Genomic DNA, 23,470 nt, shown 5'->3' on the forward strand with positions numbered 1-23,470 from the left:
GACACCATCTTGGCATCTGTGGCGCGGGCAGCGAGTACCATTATTTGATGCTTACTTTTGAGACACCACACTAGCCCACCGCATGCTGGACGAGGGCTACCTGATCGCCCCCGGCGCGCTGTTCCACGCCACGCGCCAGCCCTGCACGCTCATGCGCATCAACTTCGGCAACACGCAGGAGCCGGCGTTCTGGCGCACCTGGAAAAAAGTGGTCAAAACGGGCTGAAGCGCTTGTCCATCAAGCGCGAGAAGCTACTCTTTCCGTAGCTGCGCGTTCACCTTGTCCAGGTTCTCCTCGTGCGAGCGCAGCATCTCCTGCAGCCCGGCGCGGATGCCATCGTCTTCCACCAGCGGCAGCAGCTCGCGCAGCTTGCGCGCCACCCAGCCCTGGCCCCGGTTGAGGAAGGCCATGCGCTCGCGCAGGTCGGCCACGGCCATGGCCTTGCCGTAGAAGTCGCCGGTGCGCGCGCTGGGCGTGCCCTGCAGCGTGCGGATGGCCTGCATCAGCAGGCCGCACCAGCGCACCTCGTCGCGGTGGATGGCGTCGATCAGCGCGCGCAGCGCCGGGTCCTGCGCCTCGGCGCTGCTGCGCAGCGTGACGCGGGCGCCGGCGCGCTCGGCCTCCAGCAGCTCGTCCAGGCGTGCGATGACCGGGGCGTTGCGCTCGCGCTCGGCATCGGCGGCGTAGCAGACGGGCGAGGCCACCGCCACCGGCGCATCGTCCAGCAGCCGTGCGTGCGCGGCCGCCTCGGCCAGGATGCGGCGCACGGTGCCGGCGGCGGGCTCCACGGCCTGGACCTGGCCCACGCCCTGCCCGGCGTAGAGCGCCATGGCCTCGAAGTCGCCGGTCATGGAGCGCAGCGGCGAATCGGTGCTGAACAGGTAGATGGGCCGGCCCTCCTCGTCGCCGACCACGGTGCGTGCGCCGGTGAAAGGGTCGCCGCGTTCGCGCCGCGTCACGCTGCTGGCCAGCACGCGCACGGCGGCGTGGGGCGGCCAGTGGATGTGGAAATCCTCCGTCAGCACCGTGTCGCCCGCCTGGGCGGCCACCAGGCGCTGCTTGTGGAAGTCGTGGGCGAAGGACTCGTGCGTGGCGATCAGGGCCGTGCCCAGCACGGCGGCCTGCGCGCCCTGGGCCAGCACGCGCGCCACGCCGCGCCCGTCGGCCAGTCCGCCGGCGGCGGCCACGGGCACGCTGGCTACCGCGAGCACCTGGGCCAGCAGCTCGGCCAGCGGCAGGCGGCCGCGCACGTGGCCGCCCGCTTCCACGCCCTGGGCGATGAGCGCCTGCGCGCCCGCCTCCTGCGCCTGCAGCGCGTCCTGCACCGTGCCCACCTGGTGCACCACGGTGATGCCCGCCGCGCGCAGCCGCGCGACCACGCCCGCGTCCACGTCCCAGAACAGGCCGACGACAGGCACGCGCAGGGCGATGCACAGGTCGATCTGCCCCCGCAGCAGCGGCGCGGGCGTGGCGGCGGGGATCAGGTTCACGCCGAAGGGGGCTGGGGTGCGCGCGCGCACCTGGGCCACTTCGCGCTCGATCAGGGCCTGCGGCTCGCGCACCATGCCCAGGAAGCCGAAGGCGCCGGCCTCGCTGACGGCGGCGACCAGCTCGGCGCGCGACACACCGCCCATGCCCGCGAGCAGCAGCGGGTGGCGGCAGCCGAGCAGGCGGCACAGGGGCGTGGCGGGGGGGCTGTTGTCGTGCATGCGGCCATGATGCGGCGGCCATTCAGTGCAGGCAAACGAAATATCATGGGATTTGCCTGCAAAAGTTTTGCATTCATCGCATGGACATCGACTTGGCGCGCACCTTCCTGGCCATTGCCGACTGCGGCAGCTTCGCCGCGGCGGCCGAGCGGCTGCACCTGACGCAGACGGCGGTGAGCGCGCGCGTGCGTTCGCTGGAGCAGCACCTGGGCCGGCCGCTCTTCGTGCGCAACAAGGCCGGGGTGCGGCTCACGCCCGCGGGCGAGCGCTTCGTGCGCCACGCCACGGGCCTGGTGCAGGGCTGGGAGCGCGCGCGCCAGCAGGTGGCGCTGCCGCCGGGGCGCGCGCACGGCATCGGCGTGGGGGCGGAGCCCAGCATCTGGCAGCCGCTGCTGTCCGACTGGCTGGTGTGGATGCACCACGTCTGCCCCGAGGTGGCGCTGCGCGCCGACGTGGAGCCGCGCGAGCGCCTGCTGGAGCGCGTGGAGGACGGCACGCTGGACCTCGCCGTGCTCTACAACCCGCCGCCGCGCCCGGGGCTGGTGTGCGAGCTGCTGCTGGAGGAAAAGCTGGTCATGGTGACCACCGCGCCCGATGGCGGCCTGGACCCGCGGCGCTACCTCTACGTGGACTGGGGGCCGAGCTTCGCGGCCAGCCACCAGGCCGCGTTCGCGGAACTGTCGAACGCGCCGGTGTCGGTGTCGCTCGGGCCGCTGGCGCTGGGCTACCTGCTGGGCGTGGGCGGAGCGGGCTATTTCCGCGCGGCCATCGTGGCGCCGCACATCGCGCGCGGGGCGCTGTTTCCGGTGCGTGGTGCGCCGCAGTTCTCGCACGCGGCCTGCGTGGTCTACGCGGCGGCGCATGGCGGCGAGGTGCTGGCCCGCGCGCGCGAGGGGCTGCGCATGCTGGCGGGGCAGGCAGCTGTTCAAAAAGAATAGCTGCTCGCGCTTTACCAGCAAGCGCTGGAGGCCGAAAAGGCTTGGAAAATCAGTGCGGCCGTTCCACTGCCAGCTCGCTCAGCACGCGCAGCAGCGAGCGGTTGACGTGCTCCAGTCCCAGCTCGTGCGTCTCGCAGAGCTGGCGGATGGCGGCCGCGTCGTCGCTCTCCAGCGCGCAGGCCATCTCCAGGCTGGGCGCGTAGGGGCCGGTGCGCAGCACCACGGCATCGTAGATGCGCTCGGACAGCGGCAGGCGGCGCAGGATGGCGCCCAGCGGTTCGCGCAGCAACTCGTCGAGCTGGGAGAACAGGCCGCTCAGGTAGACCTCGCGGCGCAGGTCCTTGCCCACGCCCGCGTCCATGAGGCGCTCGGTCAGGCGCGCGCGCAACACCATGGATTCGCGGATGGGGCGCAGGTCGGGTTCGGTGGCGGCGTGGGGCAGCTGGTCCGACAGCCAGCGCGAGAGCGAGCCGTAGCCCATCATGACCAGGCCGCGCCGCAGCGAATCCACGCCCGTGCGCAGGCCCAGCGCGGCGGAGTTGGTGTAGACCAGGAAACGGTAGGCCAGCAGCGGGTCTTCGCCCAGGTGCTGCTCGAAGCTGTCGATGGACTGCTCCTCGTCGATGGCCTTCATGAGCGCGAACACCACGTCGTGCGCCGGCTGCAGCGGCTGGTGGCGCAGGCTGTGCAGCACGTCCTCCAGCGGCCAGCCGGCCACGGCCAGCGCGCCGCTGCCGTCCAGGCAGTGCGCCAGCAGCGCACGGCTGGCCACGTTGTCGTAGAGCTGCCCCGCGATCAGCGGGCTGCCCTGGGCCGCGCGGGCGGCTTGCAGGGCCAGCACCGCGTCGGTGCTGGACAGGTGCAGCAGGCTGTTGTCGAACAGGCGCGCGGTGTCGGTGTCGGGCAGGTGGTCCAGCGCGCCGCTCCAGACCAGGCGCAGCCCGCGCGCATGCGCCTGCTGCGCGCGGGCGCGCAGGCCGGGGTCGGCCAGCCAGGCGCCGGGCACTTCGATCCAGGGCGTGCCGCGCGGTGCATGCTCCAGCAGCTCGCCCAGCAGCGCCTGCGAGCGCGGCGACAGCAGCAGCGGCGGGGAGCTGGCCGTCCACAGCTCCTGCAGGGTGCGCAGCAGGTGCGGCGCATCCACCAGCGCCGCGCCTTCGCTTTGCACGTAGAGCTGCACGCCGGCCAGCCTGCGGGCGGCGTTCCAGAGGGGGCGGTAGCCCAGGACGAGGCTGCCAAGAACGGATTGGACCATGGCGGGATTGTCAACGAAGCGGCAGCGCTGTCAGTGCCATCAACGCATGAAATCGAACAGCGAGAGCCGCTGCACCTGCGCGTAGGACTGCAGGGCCGCCTGGTAGCCCGTGTGGGCGTTCTGGAAGTCGGAGATGCCCTTGAGCATGTCCAGGTCCTCGGCGCGCGAGCGGTCGGCCTCCAGCTGCACGGAGCGCTGGCCCTGGTCGTCGCTGATGCGGTCGGCGCGGTTGAGCAGCTCGCCCGCGTAGCTGCGCACCTGCAGCACGCGCTCGAGCCCCGCGTCGATGTTGGCGAGCGCTTGTTCGACGGCCTGCGTGGCGTCGGTCTTGTTCGTCGACTCGCCGATGCCGCGGATGGCGCTGTCGATGGTGCCCATGAGGCTGGTGCTGGGCGTGAGGCCTACGGTGTCGCCCACGGCGGGCGAGCCCTTGAGATCGAAGGCCATGACCGTCTGGCCGCCTTCCTGGATCTGGATGGGGACGGGCTGGCCGTTCACCGCCGGGCCGGCGGACAGGCCGGGGGTGGTGGTGACCACGCCGTTCCTGTCGGTCTTGGTGAGCGTATAGGTCACCGTGGTGCCGTTGACCGGGTCCACGGTGAAGGAATCGACCTGCAGCGCGTAGCTCGCGCCGTCGAGCAGGTCGCGATTGGACGTGGACACGGCGCTGGTGGTGAGCGTGCTGCCCGCGCCGCGCGGCGAGATGGTCGCCTGGTAGACACCGTCGCGCACCGGGTCGAACATGAAGGCCGCATGGCCGTCCAGGATGCTGGCGATGTCGGTGCCGGTGCTGCCGGCCTGGCCGGGCAGGCCGTTGAAGGTGTAGTCGGGCGAGGACAGCAACGGCCCCAGGAAGGGCTTGAGCGCACTGCCCAGCGCGCCCAGCAGCGGCTGGCCGTTGGTGTCCTTGCGGTTGACGACCTCGGTGAGCTGGTCGCGCAGGCTCTGGATCTGGTTGGCCTGGATCTTCTGGTCTTCGGGGCTCTTGAAGGAGCCATTGCCCGCGCCCACCACCAGTCCGCGGATCTGCTGCACCAGGTCCACGGCGTCGCCCAGCGTGGCTTCGGCCTGCGCGACGGAGTTGCGCTGCGTGTCCAGCGCGCGCTGCTCGGCCTGGATGCGGCTGATGCGTGTGAGCGCGCGCTCGGCCTGCGCGGCGGCCACGGGGTCGTCGCTCGCGCGCACCACCCGCTTGCCCGAGGTCATGTTCTCCTGCAGTCCCGACAGGGTTGACTGCCGTGTCTGCAGGTTGCGCACGGCGCTGTCGTACATGTTGGCCGTGCTCACGCGGTAGAAGGTGCTGGTCATGGTCAGCGTCCCATCGTGGAGATGAGGTTGTCGAAAATGGTCTGCGCGATCTGCAGCATCTTGGCAGAAGCCTGGTAGGCCTGCTGGTACTGGATCAGCTTGGCGGCTTCCTCGTCCAGGTTCACGCCGGAGACGGCGGTGCGGTCGGCTTCCAGGTTGCTGGCGATGGAGTCGGAGAGCTTGGCGGCATACATGGCGCTCTGCGTGCGCGTGCCCACCTGGGCCATGAGGCCGGCGTAGCCATCGGCCATCGTGGATTCGTCGAACATCTTCACGTCGCGCAGGTCCTTGAGCGCCGTGGCGTTGCCGGCGTTGCGCGTGTACATGTCGCCGTACTGCGGGTCCAGTGCGTTGCCGATGGTGACCGTGTCGCCGTTCTTGGGCGTGCCCTGCAGGGTGATGGACCAGCCGTCGATCTCGATGGGCTCGCCGGGGGTATAGGGCAGTGTCGTTCCCGATGGCGGCGTGGTCGAGCCGGACACGGTGAAAGTCGGCGGCGAGCCGGCATTGAAGGCCAGCGTCACGCCGCCCGGGATGGGGGGCGGGGTGAAGCTGCTGTCCGTGGCTTTCAGGCTTGCCAGTTGCAGCGTGCCTGTGTTGGACGTGCCCATGGCCGCGTTGATGGGATTGGCTGCCGCCAGGTCGCGCGGCGAGTAGACCAGCATCTGCATGTTGGCTGCTGCGTTGGCGAAGGGCTTGAACAGTATGCGCTCACCCGTGGCACCCGCCGTCGTGAGGTTGAACGAGAGGCCGTCGATGTCTTGCAGCGCCGGATCGGCCAGGCTCGTGAATGCCGTGGATTTGCCGTCCGACAGGCGCACCACCTGGCCTGCGGGCGGAGTGGTGAAGCGCACCTCATAGTCGGAGGCGGCGAAGCGCGTGGCATCGGTGAATGTGACCGTTCCTGCCGCCGCTCCGCTGGAATAGCCTGTGGCGCTCATGGGGACGGAGAACAGGTCCTTGCCCATGGTGCCGTCGAGCGTGAGGCCCAGGTTCTGCTGGGAGTTCATGGTGATGGCGATGGCCTGGGCCATGCGGCCGAGCAGGTTGCGGCCTTCCGCCAGATCGTTGTTGGCGAAGCGCAGCAGGCCCGAAACCTCGCCGCCGCCGAGCATGCCCTCGTTCAGTTCCACCGGAGCGCTTCCGGCGCGGTTGAAGTAGATCGCCATCTGCTGGCTGCCCGGAAACTGCGCGGATTCGCTGACCGACAGCGACGAGGCCGTGCTGCCCAGCACCAGCGCCTGGCTGCCACCCACGAAGATGCCCATGGTGCCATCGTCGGCGGGAATCTGCGTGGTCTGCACGTACTGGTTGAGTTCGCGGATGAGCTGGTCGCGCTTGTCCAGCAGGTCGTTGGGACTCTGGCCGTTGCCTTTGACGCGCGCGATCTGCTCGTTCACCTCTGCAATGCTCTTGGCGATGCTGTTGATGTGGTCCACATCGGTCTTGAGCTGCTCGGTCACCGATTGCTCGATGTCGCGCAGCCGCTCGGCCGACGAGCGCATGCGCGCGGCCATCTCGTCCATGCGGGTGAGCGTGACGGTGCGCGCCGAGATGTCGGTGGGCGAGGCGATCACGTCGCCCAGCGAGTTCATCATGTCGGTGATGGCCGCGCCCAGCCCGCTGCTGCCGCCGCTGAACACGTCCTGCATCTGCGTGAGGCGCTCGGCGCGCGTCGTGTCGCCCGCCTGCATGGCCTGCGCCGCCGCGGCCTGGCGGGTGAGCAGCTCGTTGTGGTTGCGCAGGATGGTGGCCACGTTCACGCCCTTGCCGATGTAGCCGCCGCCGGTGAACTGACCCTGCACGGTCTCCATGACCACGCTCTGGCGCGAGTAGCCGGCCACGCTCACGTTGGCGATGTTGTGGCCCGTGGTCTGCAGGGCCACCTGGTTGGCGAGGAGGGCGCGAGCGCCGACGTTGAGGAGGCTCATGGTTCAGTGCTTCAGACCTGGGTGCCGGGCGCCTGGGCCACGACGGGGTTGCGCGCCACGGCCTGCGTGCTCTGGATGGCGCGGCTGAGCTTGGCGGCGTATTGCGGGTCGGTGGCGTAGCCGGCCTTCTGCAGCTCGGCGGCGTAGGCCAGGGCCGAATGGGTCTTGGCGCGCGCCTTTTCGTAGCGCGGGCTTTCGGTGATCAGGCGGGCGTAGTCCTTGAACGATTCCTCGTAGGAGCCGTAGGCGCGGAACTTGGCCGTGACCTTGCGCGCCGCGCCGTTGATGTATTCGGTGGTGGTCACCTCGGCCACCTTGCCCGTCCAGCCCTTGCCGGCCTTGATGCCGAACAGGTTGAACGAATTGCTGCCGTCCTTGTTGCGGATCTCGCCCTTGCCCCAGCCCGTTTCGTGCCCGGCCTGGCCCAGCATGAAGCTGGCGGGAATGCCGCTCTCGCGCGCCACGCGCTCGGCGGCGCTGCGGTGGTGCTGCACGAAGTTGTCGCGGCCCTTGGGCGATGGCGCCTGCGCATTGTCGGCGCGCGCCGGCTTGCGCAGCGTGGCGTCCAGGCTCAGCGTGGAGCCGGGCACCAGCGTGGCCTCGCCGTCGCCGCCGAACTGGCGGGAGAGCTGGCGCTGGATGGCCTCGGACAGCCCGCCCGGCAGGCCCGACATCTGCACCGAGAGCTGCTGGTCGAACAGGTCGTTGGCCAGGTTGCCTTCGGCGCCGTCGAGCAGGCCGGACTTCATGGTGGCCTCGCGCATGCTCTTGATCAGCTCGCGCATGAACAGCGATTCGAGCTGCTTGGCGGCTTCCTTCGTCGCGTCCTTGGCGGCCTGCGCATCGCCTTGCGTGGCCTGCAGCTTGAGCGCGTTGAGCGAGCGCCCGTCCACGGCCAGCGCCTGGTTCATCGCCGAGCGCGCGGACGCGGCGCCGCTGGTGGACAGGTCGAAGGTCATCAGATCACCTCCAGCTCCGCGTTCAGCGCGCCAGCGGCCTTGATGGCCTGCAGGATGGCCAGCAGGTCCTGCGGCGTGGCGCCCAGGGTGTTGAGCGCGCGCACCACGTCGGCCAATTGGGGCGAGGCGGGCATCTCGATCACCTTGCCGCCGTCCTGCTTGACCTCAATGTCGCTCTTTTGCGCCACCACGGTCTGGCCCTGCGACAGCGGCGCGGGCTGGCTGATGACGGGCGTGCTGCTGATGGTGATGGCCAGGTTGCCGTGCGCGATGGCGCAGGGGCCCAGCGTCACCGCCTGGTTGAGCACGATGGAGCCGGTGCGCGCGTTGATCACCACCTTGGCGGCCGGCGTGGTGTCGGGCAGCTGCAGCTCTTCCAGCTCGGCGATGAAGTTCACGCGCGCGCCGGGTTCCTGCGGCGCGCGCACCTGCACGGTGCGCCCGTCCAGCGCGGTGGCCGTGCCGCCGCCCAGGCGGCCGTTGATGGCATTGGCCACCTTGCGCGCGGTCTGGAAGTCGGAGGCGTTCAGGCCCAGGTTGATGGTGTCGCCGTCGTGCAGCGGCGTGGGCACGGAGCGCTCGACCTGCGCGCCGTCGGGCACGCGGCCCGCGCTCAGGTGGTTGATCTGCACCTTGCTGCCGCCGGCCGATGCGCCGGCGCCACCCACGACGACGTTGCCCTGGGCCAGGGCGTAGATCTCGCCGTCGGCGCCGCGCAGCGGCGTGGCGATCAGCGTGCCGCCCTTGAGCGACTTGGCGTTGCCCATGGAGGACACGCTCACGTCGATCATCTGGCCCGGCTGGGCGAAGGCGGGCAGCTGCGCGGTCACGATCACCGTGGCCACGTTCTTGAGCTGCGGCGGCGTGGTGCCCGGCGGCAGGCTGATGCCCATCTGCAGCAGGTAGTTCTGCATGGCCTGCGTGGTGATCGGCATCTGCGTGGTCTGGTCGCCGGTGCCGTCCAGCCCCACCACGAGCCCGTAGCCCGTGAGCTGGTTGCTGCGCACGCCCTGCACGGCGGCCACTTCCTTGATGCGCAGCGCATGCGCCGGCAGCGCCGCAGCGAGCGCGAGCGCCCCGAACGCCGCCAGCCGCCGCAGCGTGCGCAGAGCAGCCGATGAAGGGAGCAGGGCAAAGGTGGTCATGGCAATGATTGTGGGCTGCCACGCGCCAGGCGAATCACCGAAAAGCCGCCCGAAAAGCCGCCTATTCGCGGAACACGGATTTCAATGAAAAACGCTTCCAGCGCTTGACAGGCAAGCGCTGGAAGCTATGGTTTTTGATGGCTAGAACGGGGCGACGGAATTGAAGGCCCGCGACAGCCAGCCCATGGCCTGCGCCTCGCTCTGCGCACCGCGCCCGCGCGACTGCACGCGCGCGTTGGCGACCTGGGTGGAGGCGATCACGCTGCCCGGGTGCAGCGCGCGTGGGTCCACCGTGCCGGAGAAGCGCAGCACATCCACGTTCTCGTTCACGCCGATCTGCTTTTCTCCCGCCACCAGCAGGTGGCCGTTGGGCAGGACCTCGATAACGGTGGTGGAGATGGAGCCGGTGAAGGTGTTGTTGCTTTCGGTGCCGCCCTTGCCTGCAAAGGCGTTGCTGCTGGACGCGCCCAGGTTGAGCTTGCCCAGCTTGCCCGCACCCACGAAGGGGAAGGCGGAGATGCCGGCCGACGTGTCGGAGCTGCGGTCGATGCTGGAGCTGGAGTTCTGCTTGGCCGTTACCTGCTCCACGATCTGGATGGTGACGATATCGCCCACCATGCGGGCGCGCCGGTCCTCGAATGCAGGGCGGTAGCTTGCCGCATGGAACAGGCTGCCAGTGGCAGGCCCGGCAGGGCGTGGCATGGTGGCCACGGGCGGGGGCGCGGTGGGCAGCAAGTCCACGGGCGGCGGCGGATTGAGCGTGGCGCAGCCCGTGGCAAGCATGGCCAGGGCGGAGGCTGCGAGCAGGCGCAGGGCGGGGGGCATCATGGCGTCCTTCCTATCTTTCACAGCTGCGACAGCTTGGCCAGCATCTGGTCCGAGGTCTGGATGGCCTTGGAGTTCATCTCGTAGGCGCGCTGGGTCTGGATCATGGTGACCAGCTCCTCGACCACATTGACGTTGGACGACTCCAGGAAGCCCTGGCGCATGATGCCCAGCCCATTGGTGCCCGGCTGGCCCTGCTGCGGCGGGCCCGAGGCGGCCGATTCCTTGTACATGTTCTGCCCCACGGGCTCCAGGCCGGCGTTGTTGACGAAGCTGGACATGGCGAGCTGGCCGATCTGCTGCGGCTGGGGGTTGCCCGGCACGGTAGCGCTGACGACGCCGTCCTCGCCGATGCTCACCTTGGTGGCGTTGGGCGGCACGGTGATGCCGTTGGCCACTGGCAGGCCGCTGGACGTGACCATGCGCCCCTGCGCGTCGAGCTTGAACGAGCCGTCGCGCGTGTAGCCGATGGTGCCGTCGGGCAGCTGGATTTCGAAGAAGCCGTTGCCGTTGATGGCCACGTCCAGGCTGTTGCCCGACTGCTGCAGCGGACCCTGCGTGAAGTTGCGGCTGGTGGCCACCACGTTCACGCCCAGGCCCAGGTGCAGACCGGTGGGAAGCTGGTTCTGCTCGGTGGTCTGCGCGCCGACCTGGCGCAGGTTCTGGTAGATCAGGTCCTCGAACACGGCGTTGTTGCGCTTGAAGCCCGAGGTGGAGACGTTGGCGAGGTTGTGGGAGATCACGTCCAGCTGCGTCTGCTGGGCGGTCATGCCGGTCTTGGCGATCCACAGGGAATTGATCATGGCGTTCTTCCTTTAGCCGTTGGTGCTGAGCAGCCGGGCGGCGGCCTTGTCGTCGTTCTCGGCGGTTTGCAGCAGGCGCATCTGCTGCTCGAACTGGCGCGCGGCGGCGATCATGCCCACCATGCATTCGACGGCATTCACGTTGGAGCCTTCCAGCGCACCCGAGGCCAGGCGCGCATTGGCGTCGTTGGGGATGGGCTCGCCCGAGGCGGTGCGGAACAGCCCGTCGTTGCCGCGCTGCAGCGGGTCTTCGGCCATGGGCGTGGCGAGCTTGATGCGCCCGATGGCCTGCGGCACCTGGCCTGGCACGCGCGCAGTGATGGTGCCGTCGCTGCCCAGCATGGCCTCGGCGCCCTGAGGCACCTCGATGGGAGCGCCGCCGTCGGAGAGCACCGTCAGGCCGTTGTGCGTGACGAGCTGGCCCTCGGCCGTGACGGTGAAGGCGCCGTTGCGCGTATAGGCCTCGGTGCCGTCCAGGCCCTGCACGGCGAACCAGGCGTTCCCCAGGGCCATACCGTCGAGCGGGCGGCCGGTGCGCTGCACGGGACCGGGCGTGTCCACATGACCGGAGGTGGCTTCCAGCGCGAACACGCGCGTGCTGGAGCCGTCGCCTTGCAGCGGCACCGAGCGGAAGTTGGACATTTCCGCGCGGAAGCCATTGGTGGAGACGTTCGCCAGGTTGTTGGACAGCACCGCCTGCCGGTGTGCAGCGGCGCTGGCGCCGGTCATGGAGGTGTAGATGATGCGGTCCATGGCGTGGTCTCCAGGTCAGGCAGCGTCAGCGCAGGTTGACGAGGGTGGACATCACTTGGTCCTGTGTCTTGATGGTCTGCGCATTGGCCTGGTAGGCGCGCTGTGCAGTCATCATGTTCACGAGCTCGGCCGTGAGGTCCACGTTGGAATCTTCCAGTGCGCCCGAGCGCAGCTTGCCGAAGTTGCCGTCGGTGGGGGAGCCCAGCATCGGCTGGCCCGATGCGCTGGTCTCCACCCAGTTGTTGCCCCCCACGGGCTCCAGGCCCTGGCTGTTGCGGAAGCTCGCCAGCGCAATCTGCCCTTCGGCACGCGTCACGCCATTGGAATAGCGCGCAAGGACCAGGCCGTCGTCGCCGATGTTGATCCCGGTGAGCTGTCCCGAGCTGTAGCCGTCCTGCGTGAGTTCGGAAGGCGCGAACTTGGAGCCGAACTGCGTCATGCCGTCCAGCTTCAGCTCCACCTGGAAGTCGGGGAGGCCGTTGGGATTGGGTGGCGAGGGGCTGATGGTCAGGTCCATCGTGAACCCCGTTGCTGGCGGCGTCGCAGCGGGACCGATGATGTTGCCGTTGTTGTCGAAGGTGATCTGGCCGATGGGGGTGGCGACCACGGGCGGCGTGGCGCTGGGGTCGTCCAGCTCTGTATAGACGTCCCAGGTGTTGGCGCCGTTCTTCTCGAAATACAGGTTCAGAGGCTTGGCTACGCCCTGGCTGTCGTAGACATTGATCGACGTGCCATAGGTGGAGCGCGGTGTGGCGGGGATGGGCGGGGTGGCGGCCGGGTCGCCCGCGGCATCCGGCGCGCGCGCGTCCAGATTGAAGGCGGCATTGATTTCCGTGGTTTGTTTCGCTGGGATGGGCGCGCCGGTGGGCAGTGTCAGCGGCCCTGCCGTGCTGGAGGTGCGCTGGCCCGTCAGAGGATTGGTGGGGTAGCCCAGCACGCGGGCCCCATCGTTGGTGATGATGTCGCCCGTGTTCGCGTCCAGCTTGAAATTGCCTGCCCGGGTGTAGGCGCGCGAGCCGTCAGGCATCTGCAGCGTGAAGAAGCCATTGCCATTGATCGCTACGTCCAGGCTGTTGCCCGTGACGCTGATGTTGCCCTGGCTGAACTGCTGCGCGATCGCTGCCGTTTCCACGCCAATGCCGGCGCTGCTGCCGCCCGAAGCGCCGATGGATGCGGCGATCATGGCGGCGAACTCGGAACGCGATGACTTGAACCCCGTGGTGTTGGCGTTGGCGATGTTATGGCCGATCACATCGAGGTTCCTGGCCGATGCATTGAGGCCGGAGAGGCCCTGTTGGAAACCCATGGTTTTCTCCTGGTGCGTATTGAAGTGCGTGGGGTTAGACCACGCCGCGGATGTTGGCGTAGTTGACGGTTTCTCCGTTTTCCAGCGTCAGGGTCAATGCGCCGGCGTTGGTGCCGGTGGCCACCACCTTCGACTGCATCAGCGGCGTGGCGGTGACCGCCCCTTCCTTGTTCGATGCGACGACGCGGAAGCGCAGGTCGGCGGCGTTGCCTGCGGTGTATTTGCTGGCATCCCATTCGAATTCGCCGCGGCCCTTGTCCAGCGCTCCCAGTTCCACGGTGTCCACGACCACGCCGCCTGGTGTGACCACTTCCACCTTGACGCTGGTGGCGGCATTGGCGAGGTCGAAGTAGCCTTTCCCCTTGGCGTCTTCCATGCTCATCTGATTGCCTTCCGAGAGCACCGAACGGCCGATCATGGTGATGCCTTGCAGTGTCTGCATCGTGGCGAATTGCTCGGCCATGGTCTGCATGGTCAGATTCAGCGTTTGCAGGCCCGTCACCGTGTTGATCTGGGCCATCTGCGTCGTCATCTGGGCGTTGTCCAGAGGATTCATCGGATCCTGGTTGGTCAGCTGTGCCACGAGCAGCTTCAGGAACCGGTCCTGCATTGCGGCGGGATCGTTGTTGTCGCCCGTCTTGGACGTGGTGGCGGCACCGGCGTCGAGTGTGCTGGTATCGATGGGGCTCATGAACATGGCGGTGTCTCCGGACGGTTACTGGCCCATCTGCAGGGTCTTGAGCAGCAGCGTCTTGGCCGTGTTCATGACCTCGACGTTGTTCTGGTACGAGCGCGAGGCGGAGATCATGTTGACCATCTCCTCCACCGCGTTCACGTTGGAGTGGGTGACGTAGCCCTCGGCGTCGGCCATGGGGTTGGCCGGGTCGTGCACGCGGCGGCCAGGCACGTCGCTTTCCTGGATGGTCGACACGCGCACCCCGGCCGAGCTGTCCGCGCCCATGGGCGTGGTCTGGAACACCACCTGGCGCGCCTTGTAGGCCTGGCCGTCGGGGCCGGCCACGGCGTCCACGTTGGCCAGGTTGCTGGCCACGACGTTCAGGCGCTGCGACTGCGCGCTGATCGCGCTGCCCGAGACGTTGAAGATCGAGAACATCGACATGGCGTTGGCTCCTTATCGGCTTACTGGCCCTGGATGGCGCTCAGCATGGTCTTGGCGCCGCCGTTGATGAAGCGCAGCGTGGCCTCATAGCGCACGGCGTTGTCCACGAAGGCGGCGCGCTCGCGGTCCATGTCCACGGTATTGCGGTCCAGGCTGGGCTGGGTCTGCAGGCTGTAGCCCAGCGCACTGTCCGACGTGCCGCTGCCGGCGGCGGGCAGCGGGATGTGGCGCGGGTCGCTCACGCTCTGCTGGCGCATCGCGCCGGGCGCCTGGGCCTCGCTGGCGGCACGCATGGCGTCGGCGAACTTGAAGTCGCGCGCCACGTAGCCGGGCGTGTCCGCGTTGGCGATGTTGCTCGCGATGGCGCGCTGGCGCTCGGAACGCAGCAGCAGCGCGTTGCCGTGGAAGTCCAGTCGCTGGGTCATCTTGTCGAGCATGGGGGCCTCGGGCGGTGAAGGGATTCGGTGGAGCGATTGTGGAATCCGCCCCGGTTTTCTAAAGCGCGAAGAACGCGGTGATCGGGCGGCTGTTCGGTGCTTTCGGGGGGGCGGCGGCGGCCTACAGTGGCCGGTGTGGAAAAGCGCCCCCGGGGCCTGCCTTTTGGAGAAACGCCATGCCTTCCTTCCCCTTCATCCGTTCGCTGGCCGCGGCCCTGGGCTGCATGGCGCTCGCGGGCCCGGCACTGGCCCAGGACGACCTGGGTTCTGTCGGCCAGCGCTGGCTGAACGACGTGCTGCAGGCCCAGTCCGCCACGCTGCCGCTGCGCATGGAGGTCAGCGTGGGCGCCCTCGATCCGCGCCTGCGCCTGGCGCCGTGCAACCATGTCGAGCCCTACCTGCCCACCGGCGCGCGCCTGTGGGGCCGCACCCGCCTGGGCCTGCGCTGCATGGACGGGGCCACGCGCTGGAACGTGTTCCTGCCCATCACCGTCAAGGCATTCGGCCCCGCCTGGGTGCTGGCGGGCAACGTGGCCTCCGGCGCGGTGCTGACCGAGCAGGACGCGGTGGAGGCCGAGGTGGACTGGGCGGCCGAGACGGCCCCCGTCGTGGCCAATCCCCAGGCCTGGGTGGGCCAGGTGGCGGCGCGCCACCTGGTGGCCGGGCAGGCGTTGCGCCAGAACATGGTCCGTCCCCCCGAGGTCTTCAGAGCCGGCACTTCCGTGCGGGTCGTGGTGCAGGGACCGGGGTATTCGGTAACATCTTCCGGCCAGGCCATGAGCGCTGGTGCCGTGGGCCAGAATGTGCGCATCCGCATGGCGAATGGGCGGGTGATCGCAGGTATTGTGTCGGATGATGGGACGGTAGAGGCCACCTTGTAGCCAACAAAACCCTCAAGTCCGCCGCGCACCGGCCGAAAACATGGCTACTGGCCCCACACTGACAGGGGTGGTGGAGAGTGCGATGAAGATAGGACACAACCCGGATACTGCCAATGCGCTGACGCAGGCGGCCGCTGCAAAGCAGCAGGCCAAGGCACCTGCGCCCGCAGCCCAGGACGCGGCCAAGGACGCGCCGCGCACGGCGGCCGCGGGCGTACCCGTGACCCTGTCGCAGGCAGCGCGCAGCATGGACGTGGCGCGTGGCGCCTCCGATTTCGACGCCGGCAAGGTCAAGGCTGTCAAGTCCGCCATCGAAAAGGGTACGTTCAAGGTGGACGCCGAGGCGGTCGCCGACAAGCTGCTGGCCAACGCCTCCGAAACCCTGCTGCGCTCCCGCGGCTGACCTTCCGCGCATGCCGGGGCGAACGGCCATAGACTCGCCCCATGTCCATAGGCACCCCCCTCTCCGCCATCGAAGCGCAGCTCCAGGACGTGGAGACTGCCCTGATGGCCACCGATCCCCTGACCCTGGAAAAGGCCGCCCAGCGCTTGCGCGAGGCGGCCTTTGCGTTGTCGCAGGCCCTGGAGCGTTCCGGCGGGCAGGGCACATGGCCCGAGGGCACGGCCGCCCGCATCCAGGCCATCGGCACCCGGCTGGGCCTGCTGCGCGAGCAGCTTGCACGCGTGCTGGCGCTCACCGAGCGGCAGGCCGCATCGCTGCTGCCGCCCGTGCAGGGCGTGACCTACGGCAAAGCCGGCAGCGCCCCCCCCGCCCCGGGCGCACGCATCTACCGCGCCCCGGGTTGATTTGCTATTGAAAAGAGAGCTGCTTGCGCTTGACTGGTAAGTGCTGGAGGCCAATTTGACTAGAAATCCAGCCTCGCTCCATTCATCCGAAGGCCGCGGAGCAGGCCATGCCAGCGGACGCCGCGGAGCTGGCTCCGCCAGGCCGCTGGCGTCGTCCCCCTTCCCGTAGCGCGCAGCGCTACGAGAGAAGGGGGAGGCGGCGCAGCCGCTCAGGGGGATGCCCTCTAATGCCCGCGCATCTTGGTGCGCAGGCGCGCGATGGCCTGGCTGTGCAGCTGGCACACGCGCGACTCGGTCACGCCCAGCACGGCGGCGATTTCCTTGAGGTTCATGTCGTGCTCGTAGTACATGCCCATGATGTACTGCTCACGCTCGGGCAGGGCCTGGATGGCAGCGACCAGCGAGGACTTCAGGCGCTGGTCGCGCAGCATGGACATGGGGTCGGCGCCCTCGTCGGCCACGTGGCGGTCGAGGAAGCCTTCGTCGTCATCGTCGCCGTGGTGGAAGTCCTCCAGGTACACGAGCTGCGTGCCCCGCACTTTGGAAAGCAGGGACTGGTAGTCCGCCAGGCTCATGCCCAGCTCCGCGGCGATCTCGGATTCGATCGGGCTGCGCCCGAGCTTTTGCTCCAGGCGGTGCAGTGCGTGCTCGATCTCCTTCTGGCTCTTGCGTGAGCTGCGGCTCATCCAGTCGCCCTCGCGCAGCTCGTCGAGCATGGCACCGCGGATGCGTTGGGTGGCGAAGGTCTCGAACTGCACGCCCTGCGTGACCTCGTAGCGCGAGAGCGCGTCGTTCAGGCCGATCATGCCGACCTGGATGAGGTCATCCAGCTCCACGTTGGGCGGGAGCTTGGCGATCATGTGGTGGGCGATGCGCCGCACCAAGGGCACGTGCTGGTGGAACAGCGCGTCCCGGTCGAGCTGGCCTTTCGCGGTGTACATCGGGTCAGTGGCTCCGGTCCATCAAGGGTGCGCTGGAAGCGGCGAGGCTGTGCGCGGGCAGCATCATCGGCATGGTAGCGTCAATCGTGCATGCGTTTTCCAGCAGTTGCAAGGCCAGGCGCTGAACGTCCTGCGGCCGCGCGGCCCAGACCGTGGTGGTGTGCACCTGCATGCCCAGCAGGCGCTCGGCGTTGCGCTGCAGCGCGACCAGGGCTTCCTGCGTCTGCTGTGCGCGCACGGGGGTGCCCGGGGGCTGGATGGAGGCCACGGCGCAGCGCACGCCCGCGTGCAGCGCCATGTGCTTGAGCTGCAGGTAGCCACGCACCATGCCCTGCGCGCCGGGCCCGGTGAGGACCAGCGGAACGCTGGCGCTGCCGCGCAGCAAGGGCGCGGCCAGCTCCGGCGGAGCGAACAGCACCACGGCTGCGTAGGCGCGGAACAGCGGCAGCAGGCACTGCAGCGCGTCGTGCGCAAGGCCTTCCTGCTGCGCCAGCCGCTGCAGGCCCAGTGCGGCGGGCACCACGGGCAGCGAGGAGGACGTGGCACCGGCATCCATCGCCGCCGCGGCGGCCGTGGACGCCAGCAGGTGCAGCAGGCCGGGCGCGCCGGCGCTTTCGTGCGCGGTGCCGTCGAGCACGACCACCGGGTAGCCCAGGCGCTGCAGGCTGGAGCACACCTGCCACAGGGTTTCCAGCGCGATGGAAGGGGCGGGATGGCTGAGCACGGGCAGCAGGCGCAGGTCGCGCTGCGGCGTGTAACCGTGCAGGCCGGCGCCCTGGTGGAATCCGGTGTCAAGCAACATCGGCCAGCCCCTGCTCGTCCGCGGTGGCGGTCGCGGGCGAGAAGAAGAAGTTGAGCTCCGCCGCCTTGGGATCGAAAGCCGATTTCACGCTGGTGCGCATGGAGGTGCCCACAAGCTTGTGCGCATCGGCGGCTTCCCAGTCCTCGGGCACGCGCTGGCCATTGGTCACGCCGCGCAGCACCATCTGGTGGCGGATCAGCGCGTCGATGGCGGGGCCGAGCTTCACGGCTTCGTCCACCTTGGACAGGATGGCCTGTTGCGAGCCCGTGGTCTTGAAGCCGGTGAGCACGTCGTCCAGTGTGTCGCCGTGGGCGCTGGCATTGAGCACCAGCAGGCGGTTCACGCCGGGCAGGTCGAGCACGTCGAGCAGGTCGCGCTTGCGCGGATCGCGCGGGGCGATGCCCGTGGTGTCGATGAGCACCATCTTCTTGGACGACAGCAGCCCCAGCAGGTCCTGCAGCGCCGCGCGGTCATGGGCCAGGTGGGCCACCACGCCCAGCATGCGGCCGTAGGAGCGCAGCTGTTCGTGGGCGCCCACGCGGTAGGTGTCCAGCGTGATCAGGCCCACGCTCTGCGGGCCGTGCACGCGCGCGCACAGCGCGGCCAGCTTGGCGGTGGTGGTGGTCTTGCCCACGCCGGTGGCGCCTACCATGGCGTAGATGCCGCCTTCCTCGTACAGCGGCAGCGCGTGCGCATCGGTCTTGAGGTTGCGTTCCAGCACTTCCATGAGCCAGCGCACGGCGTCCGGTGCGGGCAGGTGCTCGGGCAGGTGTTCCAGCACGGCGCGCGCCAGCGCGGGCGAATACCCCGCGCGGATGAGCTTGAGCATCAGGTTGGACTGGATCGGGTTCTGCCGTGCCTGGCCGAGCCAAGCCAGGGTGTTGAAGCGGTCCTCGATCAGGTCCTTCATGGCCTGCAGTTCCTTCATCAGGTTCTGCTGGCTGGTGCCCGCGGCCAGCGTGGGCGCGGCGGCGGCCGGCGCCGGGCGGCGCGGTGCTGCGGGCGTGAGCTGCTCGGCGCCCAGGTCGGCGTGCATGGGGCGCAGCGGGTTGTGGCGCGCCACGGGCGCGCTGGCGGGCAGTGTGGAGGGGCGCAGGGGCACGCGCTCGGTGGCGCGCTCGGGCAGCGGCAGGGCCGGCGCGTCGCCGTTCAGCGCCTCATGGCGGCGGCGCAGCATGCGCTCGCGCACATAGTCTTGGAACGACAGGGTGCTCATGGCGAGCTGCTCGGTGTCCTTGGCGACGGCGGTGCGGGCTGTATCGGCGCGCGGTTCCGCGCGGGCCTGCTGCAGGCGCACGGGGCTGGCGGCCAGGTCGTCGGCGCGCTCCTGCAGGCGGCTGCCGGCAAGCGCAACCGGCGGGGCGGCGGCCGGCTCCAGCGTGGACAGGGTTTCCTCCGCCGTGGCCACCACCTCGACGCCGCCGGCCGTGGGGCGGTTGGACAGGATGAGCGTGCCTTCACCAAAAGCCATGCGCGCCTTGGCCAGGGCCTCCCGCGACGTGGGAGCGTGGAAGCGTTTGATGTTCATGACGTTGCACCTTTGAGGATCGGGCCGATGCGGATGGTGTGGGTTTCAGGGATCTCGCTGTGCGCGAGCACCTGCAGGCGGGGCGCCACGCGGCGCACCAGGCGCGCGATGGCGCCGCGGATCTGGTCGGGCACGAGCAGGCAGGCGGGCATGCCCAGCTCCTCCTGCTTCATGGCGACTTCGGCGGCCTTGTGGGTGAGCAGGTCGGCCACGCCGGGGTCCAGCGCCGGGCCGCCGGCATTGCCCAGGGCCTGCATCAGGAGGCGCTCCAGGCCGGGTTCGATGGCGATCACGCTGAGCTCGCGCGTGGGGCCGTAGATCTGCTGCACGATGGCGGGCGAGAGGGCGATGCGCACGCGCCGCGCCAGTTCCACCGGATCCTGCGTGCTGCCGGCGTGCTCGGCCAGCGTTTCGATGATGGTGCGGATGTCGCGGATGTGGACGGACTCCTCCAGCAGCAACTGCAGCACCTTCTGGAATGTGGTGATGGAGACCATCTTGGGCACGACTTCTTCGATCAACTTGGGGGCCAGGCGGGCCACGTGCTCCACGAGCTGCTGCGTCTCGGTGCGGCTCAGGAGCTTGGAGGCCTGTACTTGCATCAAGTGTGACAAATGGGTCGCCATCACGGTTTCCGGATCAACGACGGTAAAGCCCGCCATTTGCGCGGCTTCCTTCTGCCCTGCGTCGATCCAGTGCGCGGGCAGGCCGAAGGCCGGATCGGTCGTGGGTGTACCGATCAGCGGCGTGCTGATGCCGCCGGGATTGATGGCCAGGAACATGCCGGGGAAGGCCTCGCCCTCGCCCACCACCACGCCGCGCAGCGTGATGCGGTAGGCGCTGGGCTTGAGTTCGAGGTTGTCGCGCACGTGCACGGCCGGCGGCAGGAAGCCCACCTCCTGCGCGAACTTGCGGCGCACGCCCTTGATGCGCGTGAGCAGGTCGCCCTGGCGGTTCTTGTCCACCAGCGCGATCAGGCGGTAGCCCAGTTCCAGGCCCAGCAGGTCCACAGGCTGCAGATCGTCCCAGCTCGCTTCGCCGTCGGCGACGGGCCCGGGGGCTTCCTCCACGGGCGGGGGGCGGTTCTGGCGCTGCATCAGCACCCAGGCGCCGTAGCCGATGCCACTGCCCATGACCAGGAACACGGCGTGCGGCATGCCGGGGATGAGGCCCAGCAGGATCAGGATGCCCGCCGTCACGCCCAGCACGCGCGGCGACATGAAGAGCTGCTGCACGATCTGGCGGCCCATGTCCTCTTCCTTGCCCACGCGCGAGATGACCATGGCCGCGGCCACGGAGATCAGCAGGCCCGGGATCTGCGCCACCAGCGCGTCGCCCACCGCCAGCAGGATGTAGCTGTTGGCCGCGTCGCTGGCCGACAGGCCGTGCTGCAGCATGCCGATGGCGAAGCCGCCGATGATGTTGATGACCAGGATCAGGATGCCGGCAATGGCGTCGCCGCGCACGAACTTGCTCGCGCCGTCCATGGAGCCGAAGAAGTTGGCCTCCTCCTGGACCTCGGCACGGCGGCGCTTGGCCTCCTTGTCGTCGATCAGGCCGGCATTCAGGTCGGCGTCCACCGCCATCTGCTTGCCGGGCATGGCGTCCAGGGTGAAGCGGGCCGAGACCTCGGCGATGCGCTCGGCGCCCTTGGTCACCACCACGAAGTTGATCACCACGAGGATGGCGAACACGATCAAGCCCACGGCGAAGTTGCCGCCGATCAGGAAGTGGCCGAAGGCCTCGATCACCGCGCCCGCCGCGCCCGGGCCGGTGTGGCCTTCGAGCAGCACCACGCGGGTCGAGGCCACGTTGAGCGACAGGCGCATCAGCGTGGTCAGCAGCAGCACCGAGGGGAAGGCGGCGAAGTCGAGCGGCTTGACCATGTAGGCCGCCACCATCATCACCATCAGCGCCACGGCGATGTTGAGCGTGAAGAAGGTGTCAAGCATCCACGGCGGGATGGGCAGCACCATCAGCGCCAGGATGGCCACCACGAGCAGCGGGGCCGACAGGCCCTGCAGGGCCGAGCGGTTGTCGCCGGCCCATTGCCGGACGGAGTTCATCGACGGGGTCATGCGTTACCTCGGCGGGCGCGTTGCGCCTGGGGCGAGTGCGGATCGAGTTCGGGCGGCACCTGCGGGTCGGGCTGCGCGCCGGGCATGGGGCCTGCACCGCGCAGCGCAGCCTTGAGTCGGTAGACGTAGGCCAGCACCTGCGCCACGGCGGTGTAGAGCTGGGCGGGGATGGGTTGCTCCAGCTCGGCGTGGGCGTACAGGGCCCGTGCCAGCATGGGCGACTGCAGCACCGGCACGCCGTGCTGCTGCGCCACCTCGCGGATGCGGAAGGCGAGCAGGTCCGTGCCCTTGGAGACGACCTGCGGCGCGCCCATGGCGGCCTCGTCGTAGCGCAGCGCCACGGCGTAGTGGGTGGGATTCATCACCACGAAGTCGGCCTTGGGCACGGCGGCGATGCTGGCGCGGTCGGCGATCTCGCGCTGCTTCTGGCGGATCTTGCTCTTGATCTGGGGGTTGCCGTCGGCCTCCTTGTGCTCGTTCTTCACTTCCTCGTGCGACATCTTCAGGCGCGACTTGAAGAGAACGGACTGCAGCGGCACGTCCACCAGCGCGAACAGGAACACCACGAGCAGCAGCAGGCTCACGCCCGAGACGACCCACTCGCCTGCGTGGCGCAGCGACAGCGGCGAGGGCTGCAGCACCAGCAGGGCCATCTTCTCGGTGCTGTGGCCCATGAACTTCCAGGCGACGAAGGTGAGCACCGCCGTCATCAGCACCATCTTGGCCACGTTGGTGAGCTGCTGCTTGGAAAACAGGTTGGCCACGCCCTGGATCGGGTTGAGCCGGTTGAACTGCGGCGAGATGGGCTTGAGGCTGAAGACCCAGCCGCCCGCGCCCAAGGCGCCGATCAGGGCGGCACCGGCGGTCAGGGAGGCGAACGCGGCGCTGGCGAGCACGCCGACCGTCGCCAGGGCCTTGAGGCGTTCCAGCATGTGGCCCGGGGCACGGACGGTGGCGGCGTCGAATACCAGGTTCTGGCGCAGACCGCGCTCCAGGTAGTCGATCAGGGAGGGCGCCAGCACCAGCAGGGCCACCGCGCCCACGCCCAGGATGGCCAGGTGCGACAAGTCCCGCGAGCGGGCGGTCTGGCCGTCATCGCGCGCCTTCTGGAGCTTGCGCGCGGTGGCGGGGAGGTTCTTGTCTTGGCTCGAGCTCATGGTGGCGTGACTTGCGGGTCACGCCATTGTCGGGAGCGGGGGGGAAAGCTAAAGCCCGAATAAAGGGGTGGTGGCCCCTCTATTCGGCTGGCAGCAGATGCTATTGTTTGAATAGCTGCCAGCGCTTTCTGGATAAGCGCTGGAGGCCAATTTCATTAAAAACCCAGGCTGGCCAGCAGGTCGTCCACCTGCGACTGGCTGGTCACGACGTCGGCCGTGGCCTCGGGGTCCACCACCGGGCCCTGCAGGTGCTCGCGGCGTGGCTCGGGCGCGGCCGGGGGCGCCGTGTGGGGCGGAGCGGTCTGGATCAGCAACTGCACGAGCTGCTGCTCGATCGTGGAGGCCAGGTTCACCACGCGCGCGATCACCTGGCCGGTCAGGTCGTGGAAGTCCTGCGCCATCATGATCTCGGTGAGGTGCGTGTCGGCCTCCTTGGTCACGCGCTCCACGTCGGTGAGGAAGTTGTAGATCTCGCCCTTGGCCACGGCCGCCACCGGGTCGGCCACGAGCGAGGTGACCACGCGGCGCGTCTCGCTGGCGATGTAGTCGTGCTGGGCCTTGGCCTGCTCCACGCGGCTGAGCACCTTCTCGGCCGCCTCGCCCGTCAGCCGGGCGATGTAGGACAGCCTGCTTTGCGCGTCCGGCAGCTCGCCCATGGTGCCGCGCAGCTGGTCCGCATAGCCCAGCTCGGTCAGCGCGCTGTGGAGCTGGCGTGTGAGCTGGCCGATCTTCAGGTGAACGTCGTCCGCATTGGCGGGCGGCGCGGGGGAATCCGCTGCCTCCATG

At 69.0% G+C, this 23,470-nt stretch carries 23 protein-coding genes and 1 pseudogene; 5 read left to right on the forward strand and 19 right to left on the reverse strand.

Translation table 11 applies throughout. The features are described from left to right. Positions 1 to 70: 70 nt before the first annotated feature. Positions 71 to 226 (forward strand): annotated as a pseudogene (locus AVS7_RS24545) (PLP-dependent aminotransferase family protein); the annotation flags it as partial. Positions 227 to 252: 26 nt separating this feature from the next. On the opposite strand, the gene AVS7_RS17725 reads toward AVS7_RS24545, so the two are convergent. After that, positions 253 to 1,710, reverse strand: a complete 1,458-nt coding sequence (locus AVS7_RS17725; protein ID WP_020229416.1) for a DUF6306 domain-containing protein — start codon at positions 1,708 to 1,710, stop codon at positions 253 to 255. A gap of 80 nt (positions 1,711 to 1,790) precedes the next feature. Between AVS7_RS17725 and AVS7_RS17730 the strand changes: the two genes are divergently transcribed. Beyond that, positions 1,791 to 2,648: a LysR family transcriptional regulator gene (locus tag AVS7_RS17730; RefSeq protein WP_020229417.1), complete on the forward strand. Its 858-nt coding sequence runs from the start codon at positions 1,791 to 1,793 to the stop codon at positions 2,646 to 2,648. A 49-nt stretch (positions 2,649 to 2,697) separates the two neighbouring features. Here AVS7_RS17730 and AVS7_RS17735 read toward each other — a convergent pair whose 3' ends face one another. From AVS7_RS17735 to flgB, 12 genes are all read right to left on the reverse strand, one after another. Further along, positions 2,698 to 3,903: an HDOD domain-containing protein gene (locus AVS7_RS17735; protein ID WP_020229418.1), complete on the reverse strand. Its 1,206-nt coding sequence runs from the start codon at positions 3,901 to 3,903 to the stop codon at positions 2,698 to 2,700. 39 nt (positions 3,904 to 3,942) lie between these two features. Then, a complete protein-coding gene (gene flgL / locus AVS7_RS17740) occupies positions 3,943 to 5,211 on the reverse strand; it encodes a flagellar hook-associated protein FlgL (protein ID WP_020229419.1) in 1,269 nt (422 codons plus the stop codon). Positions 5,212 to 5,213: 2 nt separating this feature from the next. Further along, positions 5,214 to 7,142 carry a flagellar hook-associated protein FlgK gene (gene flgK, locus AVS7_RS17745; protein WP_020229420.1) on the reverse strand — a complete coding sequence of 643 codons (1,929 nt, stop codon included), beginning with the start codon at positions 7,140 to 7,142 and terminating at the stop codon, positions 5,214 to 5,216. 11 nt (positions 7,143 to 7,153) lie between these two features. Continuing rightward, entirely contained in the window at positions 7,154 to 8,101 is a 948-nt protein-coding gene (flgJ, locus tag AVS7_RS17750; RefSeq protein ID WP_020229421.1) for a flagellar assembly peptidoglycan hydrolase FlgJ, read from the reverse strand. After that, positions 8,101 to 9,246, reverse strand: a complete 1,146-nt coding sequence (locus tag AVS7_RS17755; protein WP_020229422.1) for a flagellar basal body P-ring protein FlgI — start codon at positions 9,244 to 9,246, stop codon at positions 8,101 to 8,103. The genes flgJ and AVS7_RS17755 overlap by 1 nt, the downstream gene beginning before the upstream one ends. Before the next feature lie 141 nt (positions 9,247 to 9,387). Continuing rightward, positions 9,388 to 10,074 carry a flagellar basal body L-ring protein FlgH gene (locus AVS7_RS17760; protein ID WP_020229423.1) on the reverse strand — a complete coding sequence of 229 codons (687 nt, stop codon included), beginning with the start codon at positions 10,072 to 10,074 and terminating at the stop codon, positions 9,388 to 9,390. A 17-nt stretch (positions 10,075 to 10,091) separates the two neighbouring features. After that, entirely contained in the window at positions 10,092 to 10,874 is a 783-nt protein-coding gene (gene flgG, locus AVS7_RS17765) for a flagellar basal-body rod protein FlgG (RefSeq protein WP_020229424.1), read from the reverse strand. Between the two features lie 12 nt (positions 10,875 to 10,886). Continuing rightward, positions 10,887 to 11,627, reverse strand: coding sequence for a flagellar basal body rod protein FlgF (locus AVS7_RS17770; RefSeq protein WP_020229425.1), 741 nt, complete (start codon positions 11,625 to 11,627; stop codon positions 10,887 to 10,889). Positions 11,628 to 11,652: 25 nt separating this feature from the next. Next, positions 11,653 to 12,933, reverse strand: a complete 1,281-nt coding sequence (flgE, locus tag AVS7_RS17775; RefSeq protein ID WP_020229426.1) for a flagellar hook protein FlgE — start codon at positions 12,931 to 12,933, stop codon at positions 11,653 to 11,655. A gap of 34 nt (positions 12,934 to 12,967) precedes the next feature. Beyond that, positions 12,968 to 13,630 (reverse strand): flagellar hook assembly protein FlgD, encoded by a 663-nt coding sequence (locus tag AVS7_RS17780; RefSeq protein WP_020229427.1) that lies wholly within the window; start codon positions 13,628 to 13,630, stop codon positions 12,968 to 12,970. Positions 13,631 to 13,648: 18 nt separating this feature from the next. Next, positions 13,649 to 14,053 carry a flagellar basal body rod protein FlgC gene (gene flgC / locus AVS7_RS17785; RefSeq protein ID WP_020229428.1) on the reverse strand — a complete coding sequence of 135 codons (405 nt, stop codon included), beginning with the start codon at positions 14,051 to 14,053 and terminating at the stop codon, positions 13,649 to 13,651. A 20-nt stretch (positions 14,054 to 14,073) separates the two neighbouring features. Then, positions 14,074 to 14,490 (reverse strand): flagellar basal body rod protein FlgB, encoded by a 417-nt coding sequence (flgB, locus tag AVS7_RS17790; protein WP_020229429.1) that lies wholly within the window; start codon positions 14,488 to 14,490, stop codon positions 14,074 to 14,076. Positions 14,491 to 14,666: 176 nt separating this feature from the next. Here flgB and flgA point away from each other — a divergent pair, with 176 nt between their 5' ends. From flgA to AVS7_RS17805, 3 genes are all read left to right on the forward strand, one after another. After that, the gene (gene flgA, locus AVS7_RS17795; protein WP_020229430.1) at positions 14,667 to 15,371 is read left to right on the forward strand and encodes a flagellar basal body P-ring formation chaperone FlgA; all 705 of its coding nucleotides are present in this window, start codon (positions 14,667 to 14,669) and stop codon (positions 15,369 to 15,371) included. A gap of 82 nt (positions 15,372 to 15,453) precedes the next feature. Further along, positions 15,454 to 15,774 carry a flagellar biosynthesis anti-sigma factor FlgM gene (gene flgM / locus AVS7_RS17800; protein ID WP_020229431.1) on the forward strand — a complete coding sequence of 107 codons (321 nt, stop codon included), beginning with the start codon at positions 15,454 to 15,456 and terminating at the stop codon, positions 15,772 to 15,774. 41 nt (positions 15,775 to 15,815) lie between these two features. Continuing rightward, positions 15,816 to 16,178, forward strand: coding sequence for a hypothetical protein (locus tag AVS7_RS17805; RefSeq protein WP_020229432.1), 363 nt, complete (start codon positions 15,816 to 15,818; stop codon positions 16,176 to 16,178). A gap of 224 nt (positions 16,179 to 16,402) precedes the next feature. Here the strand turns inward: AVS7_RS17805 and AVS7_RS17810 are convergent, their stop codons facing one another. From AVS7_RS17810 to AVS7_RS17835, 6 genes are all read right to left on the reverse strand, one after another. Beyond that, positions 16,403 to 17,119: an RNA polymerase sigma factor FliA gene (locus AVS7_RS17810; RefSeq protein ID WP_020229433.1), complete on the reverse strand. Its 717-nt coding sequence runs from the start codon at positions 17,117 to 17,119 to the stop codon at positions 16,403 to 16,405. Between the two features lie 4 nt (positions 17,120 to 17,123). Beyond that, positions 17,124 to 17,921 (reverse strand): hypothetical protein, encoded by a 798-nt coding sequence (locus tag AVS7_RS17815; protein WP_020229434.1) that lies wholly within the window; start codon positions 17,919 to 17,921, stop codon positions 17,124 to 17,126. Next, positions 17,911 to 19,449, reverse strand: coding sequence for a flagellar biosynthesis protein FlhF (flhF, locus tag AVS7_RS17820; RefSeq protein ID WP_020229435.1), 1,539 nt, complete (start codon positions 19,447 to 19,449; stop codon positions 17,911 to 17,913). The genes AVS7_RS17815 and flhF overlap by 11 nt, the downstream gene beginning before the upstream one ends. Continuing rightward, positions 19,446 to 21,527: a flagellar biosynthesis protein FlhA gene (gene flhA / locus AVS7_RS17825; protein ID WP_024001777.1), complete on the reverse strand. Its 2,082-nt coding sequence runs from the start codon at positions 21,525 to 21,527 to the stop codon at positions 19,446 to 19,448. Before flhA ends, flhF begins: the two co-directional genes overlap by 4 nt. After that, complete coding sequence (locus tag AVS7_RS17830; RefSeq protein WP_020229437.1) at positions 21,524 to 22,684, reverse strand: flagellar biosynthesis protein FlhB; 1,161 nt, start codon at positions 22,682 to 22,684, stop codon at positions 21,524 to 21,526. The genes flhA and AVS7_RS17830 overlap by 4 nt, the downstream gene beginning before the upstream one ends. 155 nt (positions 22,685 to 22,839) lie before the next feature. After that, positions 22,840 to 23,469 carry a protein phosphatase CheZ gene (locus AVS7_RS17835; RefSeq protein ID WP_024001778.1) on the reverse strand — a complete coding sequence of 210 codons (630 nt, stop codon included), beginning with the start codon at positions 23,467 to 23,469 and terminating at the stop codon, positions 22,840 to 22,842. Position 23,470 lies beyond the last annotated feature (1 nt).

The organism is Acidovorax sp. MR-S7, from assembly GCF_000400995.2.
Classification (GTDB): Bacteria; Pseudomonadota; Gammaproteobacteria; order Burkholderiales; family Burkholderiaceae_C; genus MR-S7.